Source organism: Microbacterium sp. NFH-22A-Y, assembly GCF_021401375.1.
Taxonomy (GTDB): Bacteria; Actinomycetota; Actinomycetes; order Actinomycetales; family Microbacteriaceae; genus Microbacterium; species Microbacterium hominis.
Window position 1 is genome coordinate 127,630 of the sequence record NZ_JACBGF010000001.1, and the last position, 23,899, is coordinate 151,528.

The window sequence follows — 23,899 nt, forward strand, 5'->3', positions numbered from 1 at the left end:
CGGGCCGGCCCGACGCCCCGAGAAACACCTTCCGCCCCGAGAAACCTTCGCTGCGGGGGTGTCTCGGTGCGAGAGTGGTTTCTCGCTCCGAGCCGGATGCCGCCGGAAGCGCTAGGGACGCACGGGCAGCGACAGGGCTCCGGTCATCTCGGCGCCGGGCGAGGCCGCGGTGCGCGCCGGGGGTACGTAGTCGCGCAGACGCGCGAGCGCCTCGGTGGCCTCGGTCGCGACGACGAGCATGTCGGTGTAGCGGGGGTGGGTGAAGCCGCGGTCGCGCATGTTGGCGACGAACGCGAGCAGCGGGTCGAAGTACCCGTCGACGTTGAGCACTCCCACGGGCTTGTCGTGGATGCCGAGCTGCGCCCACGTCCACTGCTCGGTGAGCTCTTCGAGGGTCCCCGGTCCGCCGGGAAGCGCCAGGAAGGCATCGGCGCGGTCGGCCATGAGCATCTTCCGCTCGTGCATCGTGTCGACGAGGATCAGCTCGGTCAGGTCCTCGTTGACGGCTTCGCGCGCCCGCAGCGCCCGCGGGATCACTCCGGTGACCTCCGCGCCGGCCGCGAGGGCGGCATCCGCCACCGTGCCCATGAGTCCGACGTGGCCGCCGCCGTAGACGAGCGCCATGCCGGAGCGTCCGATCGCCGTGCCGACGGCGCGGGCCGCCTCGACGTAGACCGGGTCGAAGCCCGGGGAGGATCCGCAGAAGACCGTGACCGTGAATCGCGACATGCACAGACGCTAATCCGCCCGTGTTTCCGGGCCGTGCACGGGTGTTTCCGTGCCGTGACAGGTCGGAAACATGGCCTGATTAGCGTGCAGAGCATGTCGCTCCTCGTCACGCACGCCCGTCTGATCACCGTCCCCGCCGGCACGGATGACCCGGGCTACATCGAGGACGGCTGGATGCTGGTGGGCGACGACGGCCGCATCGCCGCGCTCGGTGCGGGCACGCCGCCCCTCGGGACGATCGCGGACGAGACGCTCGACGTCGCGGGAGCCTTCGTCGCACCGGGGTTCGTGTCGAGCCACTCGCATCTGTTCACGAGCGGCCTGCGCGGGCTCGGCGTCGCCGACACCCTCTACGGCTGGTGCGACGCGATGCTCGGCACCACCGCGCACATGAGCGCCGACCAGCTCTACTGGGCGACGCTGCACGGCTCGCTCGATTTCCTGTCGAACGGGGTCACGACGGCGTACAACTTCACCGACCCGCTGCAGGCCTGGGAGCCGATGGTCGACGGCAAGCGCACCGGCACCGCGGGCCTGCGCGGCCTCGAGTACCACTGGCGCCAGGCGGACGGCACGCGCGACGCCGGCATCCGTTTCGTGGATGCCGCCGGCATGGACGTCACCGCCGGCACCCCCGAGGAGGTCTTCGACCGCTTCGCCGCGGAGGTCGCCCACACCCGCACGTTCGATGCCGACTTCGCCCTCGGCTCGTCGATCATGGGCCAGGTGCAGTGGTCGCCGCATCCGGATGCGGCGGCATTCGAGGTCGAGGCGATGCGCCGGTTCGGGGTCACCAACCAGGCCCACTTCCTGGAGTCGCCGGAGGCCGTCGAGCACCAGCAGTCCAAGTTCGCGCTCTACCGGGATGCCGGCGCCCTCGGGCTCGGGCTCGTGTTCGGCCACTTCATCCAGACGACGCCCGAGATCATCGCGGAGTCGGTCGCCGGGGGTGCGGCGATGTCGTGGCAACCGGCATCCAACGGGCGCCTCGCGTCGGGGACCGCGCTCGTACCCGAAATGCTCGAGATGGGGATGAAGGTCGGCGTCGGCCTCGACGACCAGGCCTGCACCGACGTGAGCGACCCCTGGCAGAACATGCGCATCGGCATCTACGCGCAGCGGGCGCGCACGAAGGACCCGCTGTCGATGATGCCCGAGCGGATGCTGCGCCTGCACACCCTGGGCTCCGCGGAGATCATGGGCGTCGCCGATCGGGTCGGCTCGCTCGAGGTCGGCAAGTTCGCCGACTTCGTGGTGGTCGACCCGCGCCGCCCCGACGTCGGACCGCTCTGGCATCCCGTGCGCTCGTACGTGCTGGCGATGAGTCCGCGAAACCTCAAGGCCGTCTACGTCGGCGGACGTCTCGTCAACGCCGACGGGGTCTCGACCAATCCGCTCGCCGAGGAGGCGTCGGCGAAGGTGCACGAGCTGCCGGCCGCCGTCCTCCCGCTGCGCGGCCACCCGCACTGACCCCGCCGGCCGCGGTCGCCCTGCCCCGTCGGGCGTGGCCCTTGCTCGCTGCCCGCCCCAGGTCGACCCAGCTCGACCCAACTGCAAGGGATGCTGGGCGACACGCCGCATCCATGAGTCTGGGGCCGGCGTGTCGGTCGCGGGGCCTTGCAGTTCGGTCGCGCTTGAGGCGAGGCGAGGCGAGGCGAGGCGAGGCGTCGGCAAGGCTGCTCACTCGCCCCCCGACATCCGTGCCCGACTCAGCTCGACCCAACTGCAAGGGGATGCTGGGCGACGCGCCGCATCGGCGGCCTGGGCGGCGGCGTGTCGGTCGCGGGGCCTTGCAGTTCGGTCGCGGGCGAGGCGAGGCGAGGCGGCCGGGCTGCGGGATCCGGGGCCCGGAGAGGGCACCGAGTTTGCCCGCCCGCTACTCGCCCGCGCGCGGTCCTCGCCACACCTAGCTCGACCCAACTGCAAGGGGATGCTGGGCGACACGCGGCGTCCGCGGCCCCGGGGGGCGGCGTGTCGGCGGCGGGGCCTTGCAGTTCGGTCGCGGGCGAGGTGAGGCGAGGCGGCCGGGGCGAGGCGGGGCGTCGGCAAGGCTGCTCCCCCCATGCCGCCGCCATGCCCGACTCAGGTCGACCCAACTGCAAGGGATGCTGGGCGACACGCGGCATCCGTGGGCCTGGGGTCGGCGTGTCGGCCGCGAGGCCTTGCAGTTCGGGTCGCCGCCCCGCCCAGCCCCACCCAGCCCCGCCCCAGCCCCACCCGACCCACCCCACCCCGGCCGGGTCAGGCGTCGCGGTGCGGCGACGCCAGGCGCCAGACGCGGTCGCGGCGGAACGGCTGGACGTACGGGCGGGCGCCGAGCGCGCGGGCGATCGCGTTGCCGATCGCGGGCGCGACCGGGTTGTACGGCGACTCGCTCATCGACTTCGCCCCGAAGGGTCCGAGCTCGTCGGCGGTGTCGGCGAAGTAGACCTCGGTCTCGGGCACGTCGCCGAACTGGGGCACGCGGTAGAGCCGGAAGACCGGGGTGACGACCTTGCCCTCGTCGACCATGACCTCCTCGTAGAGCGCGCTGCCGATCCCCTGCGCGACGCCGCCCTCGATCTGGCCGCGGCACTGCGCGGGGTTCATCACGAATCCGGCATCCGCCGACTGGATCGACTGGAGGATGCGGACGACGCCCGTCCGCGGATCGACCGCGACGCGCACGGCGTGCACGTTGAAGGCGAGCGAGCGCTGCTCGCCGGCCTCGCTGCCGTCGGCCGAGATCTCGCCGTCCGCCGTCAGCTCGGCGAAAGACACCACTCGTGCGGGTGTGTATACGCCGTCGGGCATGAGTCGGGCGTGGGCGGCATCCGTGCCGGTCAGCGCCGCCGCGTCGTCGCGCAGTCGCGCCGCCAGGGCGAGGCACGCGGCGTGCAGCGCCTTGCCGGCGACGGTGATGCCGGCGGACGCGAACGCGCCGGTGTCGTGCGCGACCGCGTCGGTGTCGGCGTGCCACAGGGCGATCCGGGCGGGATCGGCGGCGAGGTCGGTCGCGGCGATCTGGCGGAGCACGGTCGTCGTGCCGTTGCCGAACTCCGCCGTCCCGGCGCGCACCAGGTAGGTGCCGTCGGCGCGCAGCGTCGCGCTCGTGTGCGCGATGTGGCCGAAAGGCGCCATCGTGGCGATCATCGCGGCGGCGACGCCCTCACCGACGAGCCAGCCCGCGGGCGCCTCGGCCCCGTTGCCGCGCCGCAGCGCCGACTCGGCGAGGTCGAGGCACTGGTCGAACCCATAGCTGCCCCAGACGAGGTCGTCGTGCTCCGGATCGTCCTCCGGTGTCACCGCATTGCGGCGCCGCAGCTCGAACGGGTCGATACCGAGCCGCTCGGACAGCATGTCCATGGCCGACTCCACGCCGAGCACGATCTGCCCGAGCCCGTAGCCGCGGAAGGCGCCGGAGGGGACGTTGTTCGTGTAGACGACCTCGGCGTCCAGTCGCTTGAGCGGCACCCGGTAGATCGTCGTGGACTCGGCGAGCGAGTGGAACATCACGCCGCGGGAATGGTTGCCGTAGGCGCCCGTGTCGCTCAGCACGTCGATCGCCATGGCCGTGAGCCGGCCCTCGTCGTCGGCGCCCAGCGTGACGCTCACCCGCATCGGATGCCGCACGGCGGCGCGTTGGAACTCGTCCGCGCGCGTGAACTCGAACGCGACCGGCCGGCCCGTGCGCAGCACCGCGAGGGCGACGAGGTCTTCGGTGAACAGCTCCTGCTTGCCGCCGAAGCCCCCGCCCAGGCGCGCGGCGTGCACCCGCACGCGGTCGCGGTCGAGCCCGAGGATGCGGGCGAGCTCGTCGCGCGTGAGGAACGGCACCTGCGTCGAGGAGCGGATGACGAGGCGACCCTCGTCATCGATCCAGCCGATCGATCCGTGGGTCTCGAGCTGCGCGTGGCTCACGCGCGAGGTCTGCCAGGTGCCGCTGACGGTCACGGCGCTCGCGCGGAGGGCCGCGGTGACGTCGGGGCCGGTGTGCACGCTAACGATGACGTTGCGTCCCGCCTCGTCGACGCGGTCGTCGGGCGTGCGCTCAGGGTGCAGCAGCGGGGCGCCGGGTCGTCGCGCCTCGTCGGGATCGAACACGGCGGGCAGCGGCGCGTAGTCGACGCGGACGAGCCGGCACGCCTCGTCGGCGGCCTCGGCGGTCTCGGCGACCACCGCGGCGACCCGCTGGCCGATGTGGCGGACGACGTCGTCGAGCATGCGCGTGTCGTCGGGGTCGTCGGTGCGGTGCTCGTGCCGACCCGTGGAGTAGCGCACGTCGGGCACGTCCCGGTGCGTCAGGACGGCCACGACGCCCGGAACGGCGCGAGCCGCGGAGACGTCGATCCCGGTGATCCGCGCGTGGGCGTGCGGGCTCGTGACCAGCCGCAGCACCAGCGCGTCGGTCGCCGGATGACCGGGCTCGAGGTCGAAGGTGAAGGGCTCGCGTCCCTGCGTCAGCCGCGGCCCGGCCTCCGGCGGTACCGAGCGCCCCACGAGCGGCGCCTCCGGCGGAGCGACGACCCGCTCGCGGCGCGACGGTCCGGTCTCGCGGACGGCCGTCATGATCGCCTCGCGGATCGGACGGTAGCCGGTGCAGCGGCAGAGATTGCCCTTCATGCGTCGGTCGAGGTCGTCGAGATCCGACGCGCACAGGGTGGAGGCCGTCACGCTCATGCCGGGCGTGCAGAACCCGCACTGGAAGCCGAAACCGGAGGCGAGCGCCTCCTGCACGGGGTGCAGCTCGTCGCCGGGTGCGAGCCCCGCCGCCGTCGTCACGGCGCGTCCCTCGACGCGGACCGCCGGGATGAGGCAGGAGTGCACCGGCTCGCCGTCCAGCAGCACCGTGCAGGCGCCGCAGTCGCCGGCGTCGCAGCCCTTCTTGACCTGCGTGTGCCCCGTCTCGCGCAGCAGCGTGCGCAGGCACTGGCCGGGGCGGGGGTCGGCATCCCTCTCGGCGCCGTCGACGGTCCACCTCATGTCAGCTCCCTCCGGATCTCCTCGGCGAGCACGGCGCTGACGCCGCGGCGCCAGTCCGCCGACCCGAGGGGGTCGGTGTAGTAGCCCGCGGCGCCGTCGACCGCCGCGGCGAGGACCGCAGCATCCGGCACGGCGGGGAAGCGCAGCACGGTCGGGCGCCACGTGGCCGCCGTGACCGTGAAGACGCTCGTGCCGTCGGGGTCGACGCGGCCCGTGACGACGGCACCCGAGCGCCCGTGCTCGGCGAGGGCGATCTTGCGCAGCGCGGCGCGCGAGCGCAGCGCGGCGGCCGGCAGGCGGATGCTGCGCAGCACCTCACCGGGGGCGAGCGCTGTCGTCCCGTTGCCGGTGACCAGCTCCGCGACCGGCAGCTCGCGATCGCCCGCCCCGCTCCAGATTTCGGCGACACCGTCGAGGGCGACGCACAGCGACACCATGGCGCCGGCGGCGAACGCCCGGCAGACGTTCCCGCCGACGGTGGCGGTGTTCCAGATCTTGAACGAGGCGAGGAGGGCATTCGCGGCATCCGGGATCAGGGACGCGGCGGTCCACTCGATCGGTGCCTCCGCGGCGAAGGCCACGAGACGCGCAACCGTGCAGGTGGCTCCGATGCGCAGGCCGTCCGCGGCGACTTCGATGTCGGGCCAGCCCATCCCGGTCAGGTCGACGAAGCCGGTCACCCCCGGCTGCGGCTCGCTCATCAGCCACGTGCCGCCCGCGATGACGACCTCTCCGGGCGCGAGCACGAGGTCGTCGCGGGTGTGCGCGAGGCGGAACGCGCGGACGGTGGTGATGTCCATGGTGCTGCTCCGTTACTCGTTCGATGGGTGCGCGGCGCGTTCGCCTGCGCGGGCCCGATGGTGATCGAGTGAAACAGAGCGCCGTTTCGCCCGTGTTTCACGCGCCCGCAACAGGCCCGCAACGAGCGGTGGTTAGCGTGGCGGCCATGCGCGAGATCCTGTCCCCGGCGGCCCGATGGGTGCGCGAGGGGCGAGCGTTCGCGATCGCCACGGTCGTCGGCACGTCGGGCAGCGCGCCGCGTCCGGTCGGCTCGAGCATGATCGTCTCGGCGGCCGGGGTGTTCGGCAACGTGTCCGGGGGCTGCGTCGAGGGCGCCGTCTACGAGCGCGCTCTGGAGGCGATCGCGACCGGCGACGCCTCGGTCGAGACCTTCGGCTACAGCGACGGCGAGGGCCTCGCGATCGGCCTGACCTGCGGCGGGGCGGTGGACGTCCTCGTGCGCCCGGTTCCGCCGACCGGTGCGGCGGCGGCGCAGCTGGCGCTGCTGGCCGAACGGGATGCCCGCGGCATCCCGACCCGGTTCCGTCTCGTCACGTCGGGGCCGCTCACCGGCGCGGGATTCGTCATCGAGGCCGGGGACGAGGACGGCGACGCCGGTACGGATGCCGACGCGGTCGTCGTCGAGGTCGGCGCGCGGCCACGGCTCATCGTGGTCGGCGCCGTCGAGTTCGCCGTCGCGCTCGCCCGGCTGGGCGCCGCCCTCGGCCACCGCGTCGTGGTCGTCGACCCGCGGGAGGTCTTCGCGAGCGTCGACCGCTTCCCGGGAGCCGATGTCGTGGTCGACTGGCCCGACCGCTACCTCGCGACGCAGAGTCTCGAAGGCCCGACCGCGATCTGCGTGCTCAGCCACGACCCGCGCCTCGACGTTCCCGCGCTGCGCGTCGCGCTCGCCTCCGGTGCCGACTACGTCGGCGCGATGGGCAGCCGGCGCACGCACGACGACCGGATGCGGCGGCTGCGCGAGGCCGGTGTCGGCGACCGCGAGCTCGCGCGCCTGCGCTCTCCGATCGGCCTCGACCTCGGCGCCGTCTCGGCCGACGAGACGGCGCTGTCGATCCTGGCCGAGATCGTCGCCGACCGTCACGGGGGGTCGGGCGCTGCGCTGTCGACCCTCGCCGGTGCGATCCACGGCGGCACCGACCCGGCGCCGCCGACGCGCGAGCGGCCCGCAGCGCCGGGCGGCACCGACCCGGCGCCGCCGACGCGCGAGCGGCCCGGAGCGCCGCGCGCGGTGGTCTGCGCGGTGCCGCGGGCTCCGGTGGAGCGTCGGTGACCGTCTGCGCCATCGTGCTCGCGGCGGGTGCGGGCACCCGCTTCGGCGGGCCGAAGGCGCTCGCGCGCGACGCCGCGGGCGAGCCGTGGCTGGCCCGCGCGGTGCAGACGCTCCGGGCCGCCGGGTGCGACCCGGTGCTCGTGGTGCTGGGCGCCGCGGCCGACGACGCTGCCGTCCACGTGCCCCCCGAGGCCGTCGTCGTCCGCGCCCCGCGGTGGCGCGAGGGGCTGTCGGCCTCCGTCCGGGCCGGCCTCGACGCGGCCGCCGGGACCGCCGCCGCGGCCGCGCTGCTGGTGCCGGTCGACGTCCCGGAGCTCCCGGCATCCGCCTGCCGTCGGGTGATGCGGAATGCCGGGCCGAGCAGTCTCCGCCGGGCGCGCTACGCCGGCGCTCCCGGGCATCCCGTGCTCATCGGCCGTGACCACTGGGGCCCGCTGGGGGCGTCGCTGCGTGCCGACCGCGGCGCCGGCGGCTACCTGCGCGCGCACGGCGCGGAGACGGTGGAGTGCGCCGACCTCTGGCACGGGCGCGATGTCGACCGTCGTCCGACGGAGGCGTAACCGCCCCGAAACAGACCCCCGATGTCCGCGAAACGTGCATCTCCTAGCGTCGCTTGCAGTCGCGCCGGTGGCGCACGAGGTCCTCGCCCCGAAGAGAACCGTCAAGAACACGGAGATCACAGCACATGAGCATCCTTTCCTCGCGACGCGCTCGCCGCGCCGCCGCCGCCCTTGCGGGCACCGCCCTCGCCGTCGCCGCCCTCGTCGGCTGCTCCTCCTCGTCGGCGTCGTCGTCCGACCCGTCCGCGTCGGCCGCGGCCGACTACGGCGACCTGACGGTGCAGCTGAGCTGGATCAAGAACGAGGAGTTCGCCGGCGAGTACATCGCCGACAGCAAGGGGTACTACAAGGAGGCCGGGTTCTCCTCGGTGAACCTCGTCCCCGGTCCGTCCACCGGTGTGGCGGAGCTCGCCAGCGGCACGGCCACGGTCGCCCTCAGCGACTCGGTGTCGGTCGGCGCAGCCGTCGCGAACGAGGGGGCGCCGGTCAAGATCATCGGCGCGACGTTCCAGAAGAACCCCTTCACGATCCTCTCGCTCAAGAGCGGCGGCAACATCTCGACCCCCGCCGACCTGAAGGGCAAGAAGATCGGCGTGCAGGACTCCAACGCGTCGCTGTTCAAGGCGCTGCTGAGCGCGAACGGCATCGACCCCTCCGAGCTGACGATCGTCCCCGTCCAGTACGACCCGGCACCGCTGGTCAACGGCGAGGTCGACGGCTTCGTCGCGTACCTCACGAACGAGGCGATCACGCTGGAGATGAAGGGCATCGCGACCACCAACCTCCCGTTCGCCGAGAACGGCCTCCCCTTCGTCGCGGAGACCGTCGCGGCGACGGACGACACCATCGCCAACAAGCGCGAGATGCTCAAGGCGTTCCTCAAGGCCGAGATCCGCGGCTGGAAGGATGCGCTCGCCGACCCGCAGGAGGGTGCCGACCTGGCCATGTCGACGTACGGCGCCGACCTCGGGCTCGACCCCGCCAAGACGCTCGCCGGATCGAAGGCGCAGAACGAGCTCGTCGTCTCGGACGAGACCGTTGCCAACGGCCTGTTCACCATCTCCGACAAGCTCCAGAGCATGACGATCGAGAGCCTCGCCGGCGCCGGCATCACGCTCAAGGCATCCGACCTGTTCGACCTCAGCCTCCTCTCCGAGGTCTACGCCGAGGACCCGAGCCTCGTCGCGTACGCGGGCTGAGGCCGGGGACGACGGAGCTTTCGTGACCGACACGGCCACCCGGACCGGTGCCCAGGCGATGAGCCCGGGCACCGGTCTGCAGATCACCGCACTCAACAAGACCTTCACGGTCGGTCGCACGCAGGTGGTGGCGTTGCAGGATGCCGATCTGCACACCGATCAGGGATCGTTCCTGTCGCTGCTCGGGCCGTCCGGTTGCGGCAAGTCCACGATCCTGCGCATCCTCGCGGGGCTGGAGGAGCCCACGAGCGGAACGACGCGCGTCGACGGCAAGAGCCCGAAGGAGCTGCGCAAGGCGGGGGAGCTGGGCATCGCGTTCCAGGACTCGGCACTGCTGCCCTGGCGCAGCGTGCAGTCCAACATCCAGCTCCCGTTCGAGGTGGCGGGCCGTCCCGTCGACCGCGACTACGTGCGCGAGATGATCGAGCTGGTCGGGCTCAAGGGCTTCGAGAAGGCGAAGCCGGCGCAACTGTCGGGCGGCATGCGTCAGCGCGTGTCGATCGCGCGCTCGCTCATCATGAAGCCGTCGGTGCTGCTGTTCGACGAGCCCTTCGGGGCCCTCGACGACATGACGCGGCAGAAGCTGAACCTCGAGCTCCTGCGCATCTGGACCGAGAAGCCGGCGACCACCCTCATGGTGACGCACGGCATCTCCGAGGCGATCTTCCTCTCCGATCAGGTGGCGGTGATGAGCCCGCGGCCGGGTCGCGTCAAGGAGGTCATGGAGATCGACCTGCCGCGTCCGCGGCTGCCCGAGATGATGCGCACGCCGGAGTTCCACGCCTACGTCGACCGGGCATCCGAGCTGCTGTTCGGCGCGGGAGGCGCCGCGGCCGATGACCACTGACCAGGCGATGACGCGCGGCCTCACCCGCCGCGCCGTCCGCCTCCCGGCCTGGCTCACGGGCGTGCTGGGCGGCGTCGGGATCATCCTGCTGTGGTGGGTGCTCGCCGCCACCGTGTTCGCGCGCGTCGGCCCGGGCGGGGTCCAGGCCATCCCCACCCCGCCGCAGGTCGTCGCCGAGATCGTGGACAGCGGATGGTCGTACTTCGCCCGCAACTTCTCCGTCACGATCAGTGAGGCGGGAACCGGGTATCTGTGGGGCAACGGCCTCGCGCTGCTGCTCTCCGCCCTCGTGCTCGTGGTGCCGCGCCTGGAGGGGGTGGTGATGCAGCTCGCGATCATCACCTACTGCATCCCGATCGTCGCGATCGGGATGCTGCTCGTGGTCATCATCCCGGTGCCCAAGCCGGGCGAGCCGTCGGGCACGGCATCCTTCCTCGCCGCCCTCGCGGTCTTCTTCACGACCGTCGTCGGCGCGCTGCTCGGCCTCAAGGCCGCCGACCGGGCCAGCCTCGACGTGGTCGCCGTCTACGGCGGGTCCCGGCTGACGCAGCTGCGGAAGATCCGGCTGATCGCGGCGCTGCCGTCCGTGCTCAATGCTTTGCAGATCGCCGTGCCGGCGGCCTTCCTCGGCGCCGTGCTCGGCGAGTTCTTCGGCAAGGTGGAGCTCGGTGTGGGGCCGGCGATGATCGCCGCGCAGCAGGCGCTCGACGCCCCGCGCGTCTGGGCGCTCGCCCTCGTCTCCGGCGCCGTCGCGCTGGTCGGCTACGCGCTGCTCGGCCTCGTGGCCCGCCTCGTGGCGCCCTGGGCGAAGGGAGCGCGCCGATGAGCGGCACGGGCGCACTGCGCGCGCTGGGGTCGAGCGTGCTCACCCTCGTGCTGACGGTCGTGACCGTGCTCGTGCTGTGGGCCGGTGCGCTGTGGGCGTTCCGGGTGAGCCCGTACGTCGGCAAGGGACCGCTCGACGTGTGGAACTACCTCTTCACCGTTCCCGCCGCGGAGGCCAACCGGGCCACCGTCTTCGGCCAGCTGTGGGTGTCGCTCGGCCACGCCGCGATCGGCTTCGTCGCCGGGCTGCTCGTGGCGATCCTGGTCGCCGCGCTGTTCCAGCTGAGCGCGGGCGTCGAGCACGCCCTGATGCCGCTCGCGATGCTGCTGCGATCGGTGCCCCTGATCGCGATGGCCCCCGTCATCATCCTGATCTTCGCCCGCGACTTCGCGACGATCGCGGTGCTCGGCGGCATCGTCGTGCTCTTTCCCGCCCTCGTCACGATCGCCTTCGGCCTGAAGTCCGCGCCGGCGCACATGAACGACCTCGTCGAGGTCTACGGCGGATCGTCGTGGACGACGCTGCGCAAGGTCGCGCTGCCCAGTGCGCTGCCCTCGCTGCTCGCGGCGGTGCGCATCTCGGTGCCCGGCGCCATCACCGGGGCGCTGCTGGCCGAGTGGCTCGCCGTGGGCGGCGGCATCGGCGGCGCGTTCGGCGGCTACATCGCCGCCGCGCAGTTCTCCGCACTGTGGTCGTCGGTCGCGGTGATCACCGTCGCGGCGCTGCTGCTGTACAACCTCGTCCATATCCTGGAGGCGGTCCTCCTCGCCCGCATGGGCATGTCCGACCGCGCCTGATCCCCCGCCCCGAAAGGTCCACGATGTCCGACCTCGCCGAGTTCGCCTTCGGCCTGCCCAAAGCAGAGCTCCACCTCCACCTCGAAGGCACGCTCGAGCCCGAGCTGAAGTTCGCGCTCGCCGAACGCAACGGCATCCACCTCGCCGAGACGAGCGTCGCCGAGGTGCGCGCCACCTACGACTTCACCGACCTGACGAGCTTCCTCGCCGTCTACTACCCGGCGATGGAGGTGCTGCAGACGGCGGACGACTTCCACGACCTGGCCTGGGCGTACCTGCTGCGCGCGAAGGAGCAGGGCGTCGTCCACGCCGAGATGTTCTTCGACCCGCAGGCGCACACCAGCCGCGGCGTGCCCTTCTCCGCCGTCATCGGCGGCTACCGCCGCGCCGCCGTGCGGGCTCAGGACGAGCTGGGCATCTCCGCCGAGCTGATCCTCTGCTTCCTGCGCGACTTCTCCGCCGAGTTCGCCATGGCGACCCTCATGGAGGCGCTCCCCTACAAGCAGTGGATCGTGGGCGTCGGGCTCGACTCCGACGAGCGCGACAACCCGCCGTCGAAGTTCGCCGCCGTCTTCGCGCGGGCGAAGGCCGAGGGCTTCTTCCTGACGATGCACTGCGACATCGACCAGGTCGGCTCGATCGACAACATCCGCGAGGTGCTCCGCGACATCCGCGTCGACCGCATCGACCACGGCACGAACATCGTCGAGGACCCGGAGCTCATCGCGATCGCGAAGGAGCGCGGCCTCGGCTTCACGTGCTGTCCCGTGTCGAACTCGTTCGTGACCGCTCAGATGAAGGCCGACGAGATCGTGACGCTGCTGCGCGAGGGCGTGCGCGTGACGATCAACTCCGACGACCCGGCCTACTTCGGCGCGTACGTCGCGGAGAACTACGTCGCGCTCGCGCAGCAGGCCGGGCTCACCGAGGCCGACCTCGCCCAGCTGGCGATCAACTCCTTCGAGGCGTCCTGGCTGACCCCGGCGCGCCGCGCCGGGTTCGTCGCCGCGGTCCAGGAGTACGCGGCCGAGCGCGGTGTGAGCCTGCCGCGCTGACGGCGCACGGGTCAGACCTCGACGGCGCCGCGGGCGTTGTAGACCACCGCGTCGCTCGCGCCGTAGGCCCGGTAGACGGCGACGGCGTCGTCGTAGCCGACGCCGGTGCGCACCCGGATGCCGCGCCGCTCGAACTGTGCGGCCCAGTCGTCGACCATCGGGCCCTCGTCGAAGCCGGTGAGCTCCTCCAGGAGGTCGCCCTCGCCCGCGACGACGAGAGAGCGCACACCGCTCCACATCGTGGCGCCGTAGCACTGCACGCACGGGCGCCAGTTGACCACGAGCGTCAGGTGGGCGCCGCCCGCGCCGAGGTCCCACCGTCCGAGGGCGCGCTGGGCGAGCGCGAGCGCCATGACCTCGGCGTGGGCCGAGGTGACGCCGGATTCGAGCACGACGTTGACGCCGACGGACACCAGCGCGCCCGTCGACTCGTCGACCACGATCGCGGCGAAGGGGCCGCCGTTGCCCGCGCGCCAGTTGCGGTCGGCGAGTTCGTTCACCAGGCGCATCTGCTCCTCGGCCGAGGGCAGAGCCGTCGGCAGGGCGTCCAGGTCGGCGATGAGCCAGCCGGGCAGGGAGGCCGTGTAGGAGGTCGCGAGTGCCGTCATGCCGCGACGATATCGGCGCCATGTTTCGGCCAGGCTACGCCCCGGCGAGGGCCGCGACCGCAGGGGCGCCCGCGTCGCGGATTTACGCGGCGGCGCCCACCACGGCGGCGATCGCCGACGTGAAGAAGGCCAGACCGTCCACACCGGAGCGCATGGCCTCGGGGGTGTCGGGGCCGAAGCCGGGCTCCACCGCGTGCTCGGGGTGCGGCATGAGCCCCACCACGTTGCCGCGCGTGTTGGTGAGACCGGCGATGTCGTCGAGCGAGCCGTTGGGGTTCACGCCGAGGTAGCGGAAGGCGACGAGCCCCTCGCCCTCGATCCGCTCGAGCGTCTCGGTGGAGCAGATGTACCCGCCGTCGGCGTTCTTCAGCGGGATCGTGATCTCCTGGCCGGCCTCGAACTGCGAGGTCCAGGCGGTCGTCGCGTTCTCGACGCGCAGGCGCTGGTCGCGACGGATGAACTGCTGGTGGGCGTTGCGGATGAGCCCGCCGGGCAGCAGGTGCGCCTCGACGAGCATCTGGAAGCCGTTGCAGATGCCGAGGACGGGCATGCCCTGCGCCGCGGCATCCTTCACCTCGGACATGATCGGCGCGAGTGCGGCGATCGCGCCCGCGCGCAGGTAGTCGCCGTAGCTGAAGCCGCCCGGGAGCACGAGGGCGTCGACGCCCTCGAGGTCGTGCGAGCCGTGCCACAGGGCGACGGGCTCGGCGCCGGCGAGGCGGATCGCGCGGTGCGCGTCGCCGTCGTCGAGCGAGCCCGGGAAGGTGATGACCCCGATGCGGGCGGTCACTCGACGACCTCGATGCCCACGACGTCCTCGATCACCGCGTTCGACAGGATGTCGGCGGCGAGGGTGCGCACGGTCTCCAGGGTCTTCTCGTCGGCGACGTCGACGGTCAGCTCGAAGCGCTTGCCGATCCGGACGGACGAGAAGCCCTCGACGCCGAGGCGGTCCAGGGCGCCGGCCACGGCCTTGCCCTGCGGGTCCAGCAGCTCGGCCTTGGGCATGACGTCGACGACGATGGTGGGCATTCGGTCCTCCTGTGGGCCGCGCACGGCCGCGGCTTCCGGTCGCCCCGCGATCGCGGATGCCGGTGGGCCGGCGCACCGCGGATCGAGGGAGGGGTCGGCACCAGTCTACGGGCGCGCGCGGCCTTCGCGGAGCCGACCGGGAGGGCGGCCGCGGCCGGATTGTCACGGCTGCCGTTACACAACCGTGATGCACTCATGGGAGCGCTCCCTTGTGTTCCTGGGAGCGATCCCATAACGTCGTCGCTGTCCGGTGAGAGCGCTCCCATTCCCACATCGATGCGATGGCGCGGGAGGGCGGGAACGCGAACACGCACCTGCAACACATCCACAAAGGAGTGACACGTGAACACACGCGCACTGCGGCGCATCGGCCTCGTGGCCGGCGCCCTGACCACCTCCGCCCTCGTGCTCGCCGGCTGTGCCGGCGGCAGCGGCACGGCGGCGACGGCCGATCCCAACGAGAAGGTCACGCTGACCGTGGCGACCTTCAACGACTTCGGATACTCGGACGCCCTGTTCGCCGAGTACACGAAGGAGCACCCGAACGTCACGATCGTCCACAACAAGGCAGCGACGAGCAACGACGCACGCGCCAACTACTTCCAGAAGCTCGGCAAGACGGGCCTGGCCGACATCGAGGCCATCGAGGTCGACTGGCTGCCCGAGGTCATGAAGTACTCCGACCTGCTCGCGCCGGTCCCCACCGACCTGAAGAGCCGCTGGCTCGACTGGAAGGTCAAGGCCGCCACCGACGCGCAGGGCAACCTCATCGGCTACGGCACCGACATCGGGCCGGAGGGCGTCTGCTACCGCTCCGACCTGTTCGCCGCCGCCGGCCTGCCGACCGACCGCGAGGAGGTCGCGAAGCTGCTGACCGGCGACTGGAAGACCTACTTCGACACCGGCGCGAAGTACACCGCCGCGACCGGCAAGGCGTTCTTCGACTCCGCCGGCGGCACGTACCAGGGCATGGTCAACCAGATCGAGGCCGCGTACGAGAACCCCTCGGACGGCAAGATCGACATCGACCCGAAGGTCGAGACCATTTACAACCAGGTGCTCGACGCCTCCGCGACGCAGTCCGCGCACCTCAGCCAGTGGTCCGACGACTGGATGGCGGGCCTGTCCAACGGCTCGTTCGCCACGATGCTCTGCCCGGGCTGGATGCTCGGCGTCATCTCCGGCAACGCCAAGGACGTCAAGGGCTGGGACATCGCCAACGTCTTCCCCGGCGGCGGCGGCAACTGGGGCGGCTCGTACCTGACCGTTCCCGCGAACGGCAAGAACGTCGCGGCCGCGCAGCAGCTCGCCGACTGGCTCACCAGCCCCGACACGCAGCTCAAGGCGTTCGAGGCGGCCGGTACGTTCCCGAGCCAGGTCGACGCGATGAAGTCCGACACCCTGCTGAGCTCGAAGAACGAGTTCTTCAACAACGCTCCGGTCGGCCAGATCCTCACCGACCGTGCCAACGCGGTGACGGTCTCGCCCTTCAAGGGACAGTTCTACTTCCAGATCAACGACGCGATGCAGAAGGCTCTGACCCGCGTCGAAGAGGGAACGCAGGACAAGGCGGCCTCGTGGGCCCAGTGGCAGACGGAAGTCGCCGCCATCAAGTAATCCCCTTCACCGGTCGTTGAGCGAGGATGCCGTCGGCATCCGAGTCGGAACGCCCGCCCGCTCGGGCGTTCCGACTCGCCCCGCTCGCTCAACGACCGGTGCCCATCGACTCCCGAAGGACATGCCGTGACCACCACCACCTCCCGCGCCCCGAAGCGCATCGGCTTCGGCAGCCGGCTGAGCTCGTGGGATCTCAAGCTCTCGCCCTACCTCTACATCTCCCCGTTCTTCATCCTGTTCCTCGTCGTCGGGCTCTTCCCGATCGGGTACACCGCGGTGATCTCCTTCATGGACTGGGACCTCGTGCGCAACTCGGGAACCTTCGTCGGGTTCGACCAGTACGCCACGGTGATCTCCGACCCGAAGTTCTGGGCGGCGCTGCGCAACACCTTCAGCATCTTCCTGCTCTCGTCCGTGCCGCAGCTCATCGCCGCCGTGGTCATCGCAGCGCTGCTGGACCAGAACATCCGCGCCAAGACCTTCTGGCGGATGGGCGTGCTCGTCCCGTACGTGATGGCGCCCGTCGCCGTCGCCCTGGTCTTCTCCAACATGTTCGGCGACCAGTACGGCATCATCAACACCTGGCTCAGCAGCATCGGCCTGCCCCCGGTCATGTGGCACTCCGACACCTTCGCGAGCCACATCGCCATCGCCACGATGGTGAACTTCCGGTGGACCGGGTACAACACCCTCATCCTCCTCGCGGCGATGCAGGCCATCCCGCGCGACTACTACGAGGCCGCGACCGTCGACGGCGCCGGCAAGGTGCGTCAGTTCTTCGCGATCACCCTGCCCAGCCTCCGGCCCACGCTGATCTTCGTCATCATCACGTCCACCATCGGCGGCCTGCAGATCTTCGACGAGCCGCGCATGTACGACCAGACGGGCACCGGCGGCGCGAACAACCAGTGGCTGACGATCTCGCTCTGGCTGTACGACATCGGGTGGGGGCAGTGGAACCTCGGCCGCGCGGCGGCGCTGGCGTGGATCCTCTTCCTCATCATCCTGGTGATCGGCATCATCAACCTCTTCATCACCCGCAACCTCGTGCGTGACGAGGGCAGTCGCAACAGCCTCACCCGCGCCCAGATGCGCGCCGCGGCGCGGGCCGCCCGCGCGGCGGTGGCGGCCGACCGCGCCGCGGCATCCGAACCCCGTCGCACGAACGAATCAGCGGAGGTGACGCGATGAGCGTCCTCAACGAACAGGCCGTCCCCGTCGTCGACGACGCGCTGCCCGCCCCCAAGAAGGGTGCGAGGACGCGCCGTCCTCGCCACGTCAAGGGCACCCGCCCGGGCTGGATCGTCTACGCCTGCCTCGCCGCCGTGCTCGTCGGCAGCCTCTTCCCGTTCTACTGGTCGCTGCTGATCGGCTCGGGCGACTCGTACACGATCCGCGACCCCAACATGTCGTGGATCCCGGGCGGGAACTTCCTCGCCAACGCGGCGAAGGTCGTCAACGACCCGGCGGTGAACTTCTGGGTCGCCCTGTGGAACTCGATCATCAGCTCCGGCCTGATCGCGATCTCGGTCGTGTTCTTCTCCACCCTGGCCGGGTGGGCGTTCGCGAAGCTGAAGTTCAAGGGCTCCAGCTGGCTGCTGGTGTTCGTCATCGCGACGATGGCCGTTCCCACGCAGCTCGGCGTCGTGCCGCTGTACATCCTCTTCAGCGACCTCGGCTGGACCGGCCAGCTCGGCGCGATCATCGTGCCCGCGCTGGTGAGCGCCTTCGGCGTGTTCTGGATGACGCAGTATCTCCGCCAGGCCGTGCCCGACGAGCTCATCGAAGCGGCTCGGGTCGACGGGGCGAGCTCGTTCCGCACGTTCCTGACCGTGGGCCTTCCCGCCGCGCGTCCCGCGGCGGCGATGCTGGCCCTGTTCACCTTCGTGTCGGCGTGGAACAACTTCTTCTGGCCGTTCATCGTGCTCGATCGGCAGAACCCCACGCTTCCGGTGGCTCTATCGTTGCTGCAGTCCAACTACTTCATCGACTACTCGATCGTGCTGGCGGGGGTGCTCCTGGCGACCATCCCTCTGCTGATCCTGTTCGTCTTCGCCGGCAAACAGTTGGTCAGCGGCATCATGCAAGGCGCGGTCAAGGGCTGAGGCCCGGACCGCTTCAGAAAGGTCGATTCATGACAGAGTTCTCGCGCCCGTTCCCGAAGGGCTTCCTCTTCGGCGCGGCCACCGCCGCCTACCAGATCGAGGGTGCGGCCTTCGAGGACGGCCGCACGGCCTCCATCTGGGACGCGTTCAGCCGGGTGCCCGGAGCGGTCATCGCCGCCGACAACGGCGACGTCGCGTGCGACCACTATCATCGCTTCCGCGACGACGTGGCCCTCATGAAGGACCTCGGGCTCGACACCTACCGCTTCTCGGTCTCGTGGTCGCGGGTGCGCCCCGACGGCGGACCGCTCAACCGCAAGGGGCTCGACTTCTACGAGCGTCTCGTGGACGAGCTGCGGGCGGCGGACATCCTGCCGTGGCTCACCCTGTACCACTGGGACATGCCGCAGGCCATCGAGGAGCAGGGCGGCTGGACCGTGCGCTCCACGAGCGAGCAGTTCGTCGAGTACGCCCTGAGCGTGCACGACGCCCTCGGCGACCGGGTGCAGAACTGGACGACCCTCAACGAGCCGTGGTGCTCGTCCTTCCTCAGCTACACCGCCGGCATCCACGCGCCGGGGCGCTACAGCGTGACCGACGGCGTGCTCGCCGCGCACCACCTCCTGCTCGGCCACGGCGCCGTCGTCCGCGAGCTGCGCGAGCGCGACGCCGACCTGAGCCTGGGCATCACGCTCAACCTCACGGTGGCCGACGCGGTCGACCCGGCGGATGCTGCGGACGCGGACGCCGCCCGGCGCATCGACGGCCAGTTCAACCGCTGGTTCCTCGACCCGATCTTCCGGGGGGAGTACCCGGCCGACGTGGTCGAGGACATCCGCGCGGTCGCTCCGGAGGCGATCGAGGCCCTCGTGCAGGCGAACCGGCCGGGCGACCTCGCCACGATCTCCCAGCCGCTGGACGCGCTGGGCGTGAACTACTACCACGGCGAGTTCGTCGGAGGATCCCCCGACCCCGAGCCGCCGCTTCCCGGCGACGCGCCCACCGACCGCCCGGCGGCATCCCCCTTCCCGTCGCACGAGGGGATCTACTGGCACGACCGCGGCCTGCCGCGCACCAACATGCACTGGGAGGTGCAGCCCGAGGGGCTCACCCGCCTCCTGCAGCGCGTGGGGGACGAGTACGCCGCGCCCGCGGGCACCGCCCTGTACGTCACCGAGAACGGCGCGTCGTACGACGACGAGCTCGTCGTGGAGGACGGCGTCGCGCGCGTGCACGACGTCGAGCGCACCCGCTTCCTGCTCGGTCATCTGGAGGCGATCCTCGACGCGGCGGATGCCGGCGTGGACGTGCGCGGCTACTTCTACTGGTCGCTCCTGGACAACTTCGAGTGGGCCTGGGGATACGCCAAGCGCTTCGGCATCGTGCACGTCGATTACGCCACCCAGGTGCGCACCGCGAAGGACAGCGCGCTGGAGTATCGTCGGGTCATCGACGCTCGCGCGATCGAGGACGCGGCGGTGCCGCTGCCCCGACCCGCCGTCCAGATCACCCCCACTCAGATCTCCAGCCTTCAGAGGTAGCCGTGACCATCGACACGCCGCGAGTCGCACCGACCATCGAAGAGGTCGCCGCCGCCGCGGGGGTGTCCCGGTCGACCGTCTCCCGCGTCGTCAACGGCTCCACGGCCGTGAGCCCGGCGGCGCTGGAGGCGGTCACGCGCGCCATCGCCGAGCTCAACTACGTGCCCAACCGGGCCGCGCGCTCGCTCGCCAGCCGCGCGACGATGGCGATCGCCCTCGTCGTCCCGGAGGACACCACGCGGTTCTTCGGCGACCCGTTCTTCGCCTCGATCGTCTCGGGCATCAACGCCCGGCTCAGCCGCTCGGAGTACGTGCTGAACCTGATCATCGCGAGCGACGACCCGGGCGACAAGACCTCGGCGTATGTGCGCAGCGGTGCCGTCGACGGCGCGATCGTCGTGTCGCACCACACCAGCGACACGTTCATCGACCGCATCGCGCACGTCGTGCCGGTCGTGTACGGCGGTCGCCCGGTGCGCGAGCGCGAGCGCGACTTCTACGTCGACGTCGACAACGTCGCGGGCGGCCGCGAGGCCACCGCGTACCTGATCGGACGCGGATTCCGCCGGATCGCCACGATCGCGGGGCCGGTCACCATGCCGGCCGGCATCGACCGTCTCGTGGGCTACCAGGAGGCGCTGTCGGACGCGGGGCTGGAGGCGGCCGCCGTCGAGGACGGCAACTTCACCGCCGACGGCGGGGCGGCCGCGATGCAGCGCATCCTGGACTCCGGCGTGCCGTTCGACGCCCTGTTCGTCGCGAGCGACCTCATGGCGCGCGGCGCCCTCGCCGCGCTGGGGCGGGCGGGCGTGCGCGTGCCCGAGGACATCGCGATCATCGGCTTCGACGACTCGCCCGTCGCGCGCACGGTCAACCCGCTGCTCACCACGATGCGCCAGCCCTCGCACGAGCAGGGCGAGAAGATGGCCGACGTCCTGCTGTCGATCCTCGCCGGCGGCACGCCGCCGCACGTCACCATCCTGCCCACCGAGCTCGTCGTCCGCGCCTCCGCCTGATCCGGCGGCGGATGCCGCGGGCTCAGCCCACGTTCTCGGGATCGCCGCCCAGCGGGCCGATGGGCACGATCGGGCCGCCGTCGTCGGCGCCGGTCTTGCGCGCCCGCGCGATGGCGTTGCCGAGGTGGTAGATCACGAGGGCGGCGACGGTGCCGAGCACGATGGCGCCGAAGCTCAGCGTGCCGAGGTTCATCGTGAACCCGGCGATCGCGATGACGAACGCGACGGCCACGGTGTACTGGTTGACCGGGCGGGAGAAGTCCACCTGGTTGTCGACCCAGATCTTGATCCCGATGACGCCGATCAGGCCGTAGAGGGCGGTCGTCACGCCGCCGAGCACGCCCGCCGGCATGGCGAAGATGACCGCGCCCACCTTGGGGGAGAACGCGAGCAGGATCGCGACGATGCCGGCGACCCAGTAGGCCGCGGTCGAGTACACGCGGGTCGCGGCCATGACGCCGATGTTCTCGCCGTAGGTCGTGGTGCCCGAACCGCCGCCGAGACCGGCGATCGTGGTCGCGAGGCCGTCGGCGATGAGCGCGCGCCCGGTGCGCTTGTTGATCGAGGCGTCGCCGGTCATCGTCGCGACACCGCGGACGTGGCCGACGTTCTCGGCGATGAGCACGAGGATCACCGGCAGGAACATCGGGAGCATCGCCCAGGCGTGCGCGTCGCCGAAGGCCGGCAGGTGGAACTGGGGGAGGCCGATCCAGGCGGCATCCGCCACCCCGGACCAGTCCACCCGGCCGAGGAGGGCGGCGACGACGTAGCCGACGACGACGCCGAGGAAGATCGAGATGCGCCCGAGGAACCCGCGGAAGAACACCGCGAACAGGATGCAGGCGGCCAGCGTGATCGCGCCGAGCAGTGCGTCCTGCTGGAAGTTGGTCCACGCCACCGGCGCCAGGTTCAACCCGATCAGGGCGACGATCGCGCCCGAGACCACGGGCGGCATGAGCCGCTCGATCCAGCCGGTGCCGGTCGCCTGCACGAGGAAGCCGATGCCGGCCAGCAGCACACCCGCGACGAACACGCCCAGCAGCGCCTGGCTGATCTGCTCACCGGTCTGCAGGGCCTTGCCGTCGCCGGGGCCGAGCGCGAGGATCGGCGCGATGAACGCGAACGAGCTGCCGAGGTAGCTCGGCAGACGGTTGCCCGTCAGCAGCAGGAACAGCAGGGTGCCGAGGCCGGAGAACAGCAGCGTCGTCGACACGGGGAAGCCCGTCAGCAGCGGCACGAGGAACGTGGCGCCGAACATCGCGACCACGTGCTGGGCGCCGATGGCGATCGTGGCCGGCCATCCGAGCCGCTCGTGCGGCTTGACGACGGCACCGGGCTCGACGGTGCGGCCGTCTCCGTGCGGGGTCCAGATGGGCATGCGCGTGCTCCTCGGTCGTCGAGATCCGGTGGTCGTCGGGGTGGCGGGATGCCGAGGTCAGGCTACCTGGGAGCCGGCTGTGAGCCGCGCACGCGCGCCGTGAAAGTCGGTCGGTGAGAAATCGTGCGTCAGCCCGCGGGCCGCGAAGCCCACGCGGCATCCGGATCGCGAAGCACCTCGTCCAGTCGCGCCTCGACCGCTGTCGCGTGCTCCTCGAGGGCGACGAACTGCGCCTCGCGCTGGTCGATGTACGCGGCTTGATAGCGCGCAGTGAGGTCGTACAGCTCTTGGATGGCCCCGGTCTGCTCGCTGCATTGGGCGGCGACCACGGCGACTCGCACCATCGTCTCGTCGGCCCGCTCTCCCGTGCCGTAGTCGGAGCTCGGCATGGATGTCTCGGGATCGACCACGACGCCCTCGTTCTCCATGCACGTGGTGCGCTTCTGGAGGGCGGCCTTGCCCTCGGGGGAGTCCAGCGTCGCGCGCGCCGCCTGGCGGTAGACCTGATAGTCGACGTTGGTCGAGCTCTCGATGAACGTGAGCTCCGGCGCGAGCACTTCCTGCATCCCGTCCCAGCACGGGGTGAGCTGCGAGTTGTAGGCGACGCCGCGCGCCACGGTGTCGATGCGGAACCCTTCGAGCGTGTCCGGTGACGGCACCGCACCGAATCGACTCGCGAGCGCCGTGCTCCAGCGCCCGTAGAGACGATCCTCGTCGGGGGCGATGGCGGGCCAGGAGACGTCCGCGCTCACCCGCGGGTGCCCGTGCTCGGCCATGCACGCGTCCGTGACGGCCCAGATCGCGCGGCGACTCTTGTTGGCCACTTCGGGGGTGACGGCTCGCACGGCGTCCAACGGCATCTCCACGGTGCCGGTCTCATAGTTCAGACGCGCCGTGACATGCGAATAGTCGGCGATCGAGACCTCTCCCCAGTCGTCCTCCGTCTGCGGGCTGGTGGGGGAGCAGCCGCTCAGTGCGGCCATCCCCACGATCGCGAGCAGGATCACGGATGCCGAGCGGGATGTCATCGATCGCCGACCAATCTCTTCGCGGTGTGGTGCCGTGCGGCGTCAGTAGACGCTGCTGGTGAGGTCGTTGAAGTGGTGGTCGACGAGGTTGGACTTGTTCGAGCTCCACGTCGGCGTGGAGGCGCCGCCGTAGTTCTCGTGCTCATACAGCTTCGCGGTCGTTCCGCTGATCTTGACGGCGCTCGCGCGGTCGTTCCAGCTCCCGAGTGCCACCTGCAGGCCGTTGCCGAGGTCGCGCGATCCCCCTCCGTACATGATGTCGTCGTAGATGACGATGGAGGCCTGCGCGGGCGAAGCGAATGCGACGACGCCGGCGACGGCGGCCGCGATGGCGAATCCGAGACGTGCTTTCTTCATGGTCGATCTCCCCTTTTTGTGTCGTGCCTGTCGGCGACGGGCGAGCGTGGCATCGGCTCGCTGGCGGCAAGCTAGCGCCAATGCGGGTGGCGGGGTTCCGGCGCGTCGACGGCCTCTCCCGCGCCCGCCGCGTGATCGCGCGGATCGGAGCGGGTCCGCGAGCGAAAT

Annotated in this window: 22 protein-coding genes; 13 read left to right on the forward strand and 9 right to left on the reverse strand. The window is 71.2% G+C overall.

The genetic code is table 11. The annotated features are described in order from the left end of the window. Positions 1 to 111: 111 nt before the first annotated feature. Complete coding sequence (locus tag L0965_RS00575; protein WP_101305296.1) at positions 112 to 729, reverse strand: TIGR00730 family Rossman fold protein; 618 nt, start codon at positions 727 to 729, stop codon at positions 112 to 114. A 93-nt stretch (positions 730 to 822) separates the two neighbouring features. On the opposite strand from L0965_RS00575, the gene L0965_RS00580 reads away from it, so the two are divergent. Beyond that, positions 823 to 2,199, forward strand: a complete 1,377-nt coding sequence (locus tag L0965_RS00580; RefSeq protein WP_101305297.1) for an amidohydrolase family protein — start codon at positions 823 to 825, stop codon at positions 2,197 to 2,199. A 771-nt stretch (positions 2,200 to 2,970) separates the two neighbouring features. Here the strand turns inward: L0965_RS00580 and L0965_RS00585 are convergent. Together L0965_RS00585 and L0965_RS00590 are read right to left on the reverse strand one after the other, a co-directional pair. Then, positions 2,971 to 5,691 carry a molybdopterin cofactor-binding domain-containing protein gene (locus L0965_RS00585; RefSeq protein ID WP_101305298.1) on the reverse strand — a complete coding sequence of 907 codons (2,721 nt, stop codon included), beginning with the start codon at positions 5,689 to 5,691 and terminating at the stop codon, positions 2,971 to 2,973. Next, complete coding sequence (locus L0965_RS00590) at positions 5,688 to 6,491, reverse strand: xanthine dehydrogenase family protein subunit M (protein ID WP_101305299.1); 804 nt, start codon at positions 6,489 to 6,491, stop codon at positions 5,688 to 5,690. The genes L0965_RS00585 and L0965_RS00590 overlap by 4 nt, the downstream gene beginning before the upstream one ends. A gap of 146 nt (positions 6,492 to 6,637) precedes the next feature. Between L0965_RS00590 and L0965_RS00595 the strand changes: the two genes are divergently transcribed. From L0965_RS00595 to add, 7 genes are all read left to right on the forward strand, one after another. Then, positions 6,638 to 7,765, forward strand: coding sequence for an XdhC family protein (locus tag L0965_RS00595; RefSeq protein ID WP_101305300.1), 1,128 nt, complete (start codon positions 6,638 to 6,640; stop codon positions 7,763 to 7,765). Next, positions 7,762 to 8,325 carry an NTP transferase domain-containing protein gene (locus L0965_RS00600; protein ID WP_101305301.1) on the forward strand — a complete coding sequence of 188 codons (564 nt, stop codon included), beginning with the start codon at positions 7,762 to 7,764 and terminating at the stop codon, positions 8,323 to 8,325. Before L0965_RS00595 ends, L0965_RS00600 begins: the two co-directional genes overlap by 4 nt. A gap of 125 nt (positions 8,326 to 8,450) precedes the next feature. Next, complete coding sequence (locus L0965_RS00605) at positions 8,451 to 9,524, forward strand: ABC transporter substrate-binding protein (RefSeq protein ID WP_101305302.1); 1,074 nt, start codon at positions 8,451 to 8,453, stop codon at positions 9,522 to 9,524. A 58-nt stretch (positions 9,525 to 9,582) separates the two neighbouring features. Beyond that, complete coding sequence (locus L0965_RS00610; protein WP_060960779.1) at positions 9,583 to 10,371, forward strand: ABC transporter ATP-binding protein; 789 nt, start codon at positions 9,583 to 9,585, stop codon at positions 10,369 to 10,371. Next, positions 10,361 to 11,197: an ABC transporter permease gene (locus L0965_RS00615; protein ID WP_231735184.1), complete on the forward strand. Its 837-nt coding sequence runs from the start codon at positions 10,361 to 10,363 to the stop codon at positions 11,195 to 11,197. Before L0965_RS00610 ends, L0965_RS00615 begins: the two co-directional genes overlap by 11 nt. Continuing rightward, positions 11,194 to 11,994 (forward strand): ABC transporter permease, encoded by an 801-nt coding sequence (locus L0965_RS00620; RefSeq protein ID WP_060960770.1) that lies wholly within the window; start codon positions 11,194 to 11,196, stop codon positions 11,992 to 11,994. The genes L0965_RS00615 and L0965_RS00620 overlap by 4 nt, the downstream gene beginning before the upstream one ends. A gap of 23 nt (positions 11,995 to 12,017) precedes the next feature. Beyond that, positions 12,018 to 13,049: an adenosine deaminase gene (gene add, locus L0965_RS00625; protein ID WP_101305303.1), complete on the forward strand. Its 1,032-nt coding sequence runs from the start codon at positions 12,018 to 12,020 to the stop codon at positions 13,047 to 13,049. A gap of 11 nt (positions 13,050 to 13,060) precedes the next feature. On the opposite strand, the gene L0965_RS00630 is transcribed toward add, so the two are convergent. The 3 genes from L0965_RS00630 to purS all read right to left on the reverse strand — a co-directional run bounded on the left by L0965_RS00630 (position 13,061) and on the right by purS (position 14,689). Further along, complete coding sequence (locus L0965_RS00630) at positions 13,061 to 13,657, reverse strand: nucleoside deaminase (protein ID WP_060960768.1); 597 nt, start codon at positions 13,655 to 13,657, stop codon at positions 13,061 to 13,063. An 82-nt stretch (positions 13,658 to 13,739) separates the two neighbouring features. Next, a complete protein-coding gene (gene purQ / locus L0965_RS00635) occupies positions 13,740 to 14,447 on the reverse strand; it encodes a phosphoribosylformylglycinamidine synthase subunit PurQ (RefSeq protein ID WP_061782419.1) in 708 nt (235 codons plus the stop codon). Then, positions 14,444 to 14,689, reverse strand: a complete 246-nt coding sequence (gene purS, locus L0965_RS00640) for a phosphoribosylformylglycinamidine synthase subunit PurS (protein WP_060960766.1) — start codon at positions 14,687 to 14,689, stop codon at positions 14,444 to 14,446. The genes purQ and purS overlap by 4 nt, the downstream gene beginning before the upstream one ends. Positions 14,690 to 15,031: 342 nt before the next feature. Between purS and L0965_RS00645 the strand changes: the two genes are divergently transcribed. From L0965_RS00645 to L0965_RS00665, 5 genes are all read left to right on the forward strand, one after another. Next, on the forward strand, positions 15,032 to 16,306 hold the full coding sequence (locus tag L0965_RS00645) for an ABC transporter substrate-binding protein (RefSeq protein ID WP_060960765.1): 1,275 nt from the start codon (positions 15,032 to 15,034) through the stop codon (positions 16,304 to 16,306). 126 nt (positions 16,307 to 16,432) lie between these two features. Further along, positions 16,433 to 17,497, forward strand: a complete 1,065-nt coding sequence (locus tag L0965_RS00650) for a carbohydrate ABC transporter permease (RefSeq protein WP_061782418.1) — start codon at positions 16,433 to 16,435, stop codon at positions 17,495 to 17,497. Further along, the gene (locus L0965_RS00655; protein ID WP_060960764.1) at positions 17,494 to 18,411 is read left to right on the forward strand and encodes a carbohydrate ABC transporter permease; all 918 of its coding nucleotides are present in this window, start codon (positions 17,494 to 17,496) and stop codon (positions 18,409 to 18,411) included. Before L0965_RS00650 ends, L0965_RS00655 begins: the two co-directional genes overlap by 4 nt. 29 nt (positions 18,412 to 18,440) lie before the next feature. Beyond that, positions 18,441 to 19,952: a GH1 family beta-glucosidase gene (locus L0965_RS00660; protein ID WP_101305304.1), complete on the forward strand. Its 1,512-nt coding sequence runs from the start codon at positions 18,441 to 18,443 to the stop codon at positions 19,950 to 19,952. A gap of 2 nt (positions 19,953 to 19,954) precedes the next feature. After that, on the forward strand, positions 19,955 to 20,968 hold the full coding sequence (locus L0965_RS00665) for a LacI family DNA-binding transcriptional regulator (protein WP_060960762.1): 1,014 nt from the start codon (positions 19,955 to 19,957) through the stop codon (positions 20,966 to 20,968). A gap of 22 nt (positions 20,969 to 20,990) precedes the next feature. Here the strand turns inward: L0965_RS00665 and L0965_RS00670 are convergent, their stop codons facing one another. The 3 genes from L0965_RS00670 to L0965_RS00680 all read right to left on the reverse strand — a co-directional run bounded on the left by L0965_RS00670 (position 20,991) and on the right by L0965_RS00680 (position 23,731). Beyond that, the gene (locus L0965_RS00670) at positions 20,991 to 22,346 is read right to left on the reverse strand and encodes a uracil-xanthine permease family protein (protein WP_101305305.1); all 1,356 of its coding nucleotides are present in this window, start codon (positions 22,344 to 22,346) and stop codon (positions 20,991 to 20,993) included. Positions 22,347 to 22,474: 128 nt separating this feature from the next. After that, entirely contained in the window at positions 22,475 to 23,374 is a 900-nt protein-coding gene (locus tag L0965_RS00675; protein ID WP_061782416.1) for a hypothetical protein, read from the reverse strand. 42 nt (positions 23,375 to 23,416) lie between these two features. Continuing rightward, complete coding sequence (locus L0965_RS00680; protein WP_060960759.1) at positions 23,417 to 23,731, reverse strand: hypothetical protein; 315 nt, start codon at positions 23,729 to 23,731, stop codon at positions 23,417 to 23,419. Positions 23,732 to 23,899 lie beyond the last annotated feature (168 nt).

Excerpts from the sequence above, each read along its gene's own strand:
- L0965_RS00575 (WP_101305296.1), bottom strand. The coding sequence starts at position 729 with ATGTCGCGATTCACGGTCACGGTCTTCTGCGGATCCTCCCCGGGCTTC.
- L0965_RS00580 (WP_101305297.1), top strand. The coding sequence starts at position 823 with ATGTCGCTCCTCGTCACGCACGCCCGTCTGATCACCGTCCCCGCCGGC.
- L0965_RS00585 (WP_101305298.1), bottom strand. The coding sequence starts at position 5,691 with ATGAGGTGGACCGTCGACGGCGCCGAGAGGGATGCCGACCCCCGCCCC.
- L0965_RS00590 (WP_101305299.1), bottom strand. The coding sequence starts at position 6,491 with ATGGACATCACCACCGTCCGCGCGTTCCGCCTCGCGCACACCCGCGAC.
- L0965_RS00595 (WP_101305300.1), top strand. The coding sequence starts at position 6,638 with ATGCGCGAGATCCTGTCCCCGGCGGCCCGATGGGTGCGCGAGGGGCGA.
- L0965_RS00605 (WP_101305302.1), top strand. The coding sequence starts at position 8,451 with ATGAGCATCCTTTCCTCGCGACGCGCTCGCCGCGCCGCCGCCGCCCTT.
- L0965_RS00610 (WP_060960779.1), top strand. The coding sequence starts at position 9,583 with ATGAGCCCGGGCACCGGTCTGCAGATCACCGCACTCAACAAGACCTTC.
- L0965_RS00615 (WP_231735184.1), top strand. The coding sequence starts at position 10,361 with ATGACCACTGACCAGGCGATGACGCGCGGCCTCACCCGCCGCGCCGTC.
- L0965_RS00620 (WP_060960770.1), top strand. The coding sequence starts at position 11,194 with ATGAGCGGCACGGGCGCACTGCGCGCGCTGGGGTCGAGCGTGCTCACC.
- add (WP_101305303.1), top strand. The coding sequence starts at position 12,018 with ATGTCCGACCTCGCCGAGTTCGCCTTCGGCCTGCCCAAAGCAGAGCTC.
- L0965_RS00630 (WP_060960768.1), bottom strand. The coding sequence starts at position 13,657 with ATGACGGCACTCGCGACCTCCTACACGGCCTCCCTGCCCGGCTGGCTC.
- purS (WP_060960766.1), bottom strand. The coding sequence starts at position 14,689 with ATGCCCACCATCGTCGTCGACGTCATGCCCAAGGCCGAGCTGCTGGAC.
- L0965_RS00655 (WP_060960764.1), top strand. The coding sequence starts at position 17,494 with ATGAGCGTCCTCAACGAACAGGCCGTCCCCGTCGTCGACGACGCGCTG.
- L0965_RS00660 (WP_101305304.1), top strand. The coding sequence starts at position 18,441 with ATGACAGAGTTCTCGCGCCCGTTCCCGAAGGGCTTCCTCTTCGGCGCG.
- L0965_RS00670 (WP_101305305.1), bottom strand. The coding sequence starts at position 22,346 with ATGCCCATCTGGACCCCGCACGGAGACGGCCGCACCGTCGAGCCCGGT.
- L0965_RS00675 (WP_061782416.1), bottom strand. The coding sequence starts at position 23,374 with ATGACATCCCGCTCGGCATCCGTGATCCTGCTCGCGATCGTGGGGATG.
- L0965_RS00680 (WP_060960759.1), bottom strand. The coding sequence starts at position 23,731 with ATGAAGAAAGCACGTCTCGGATTCGCCATCGCGGCCGCCGTCGCCGGC.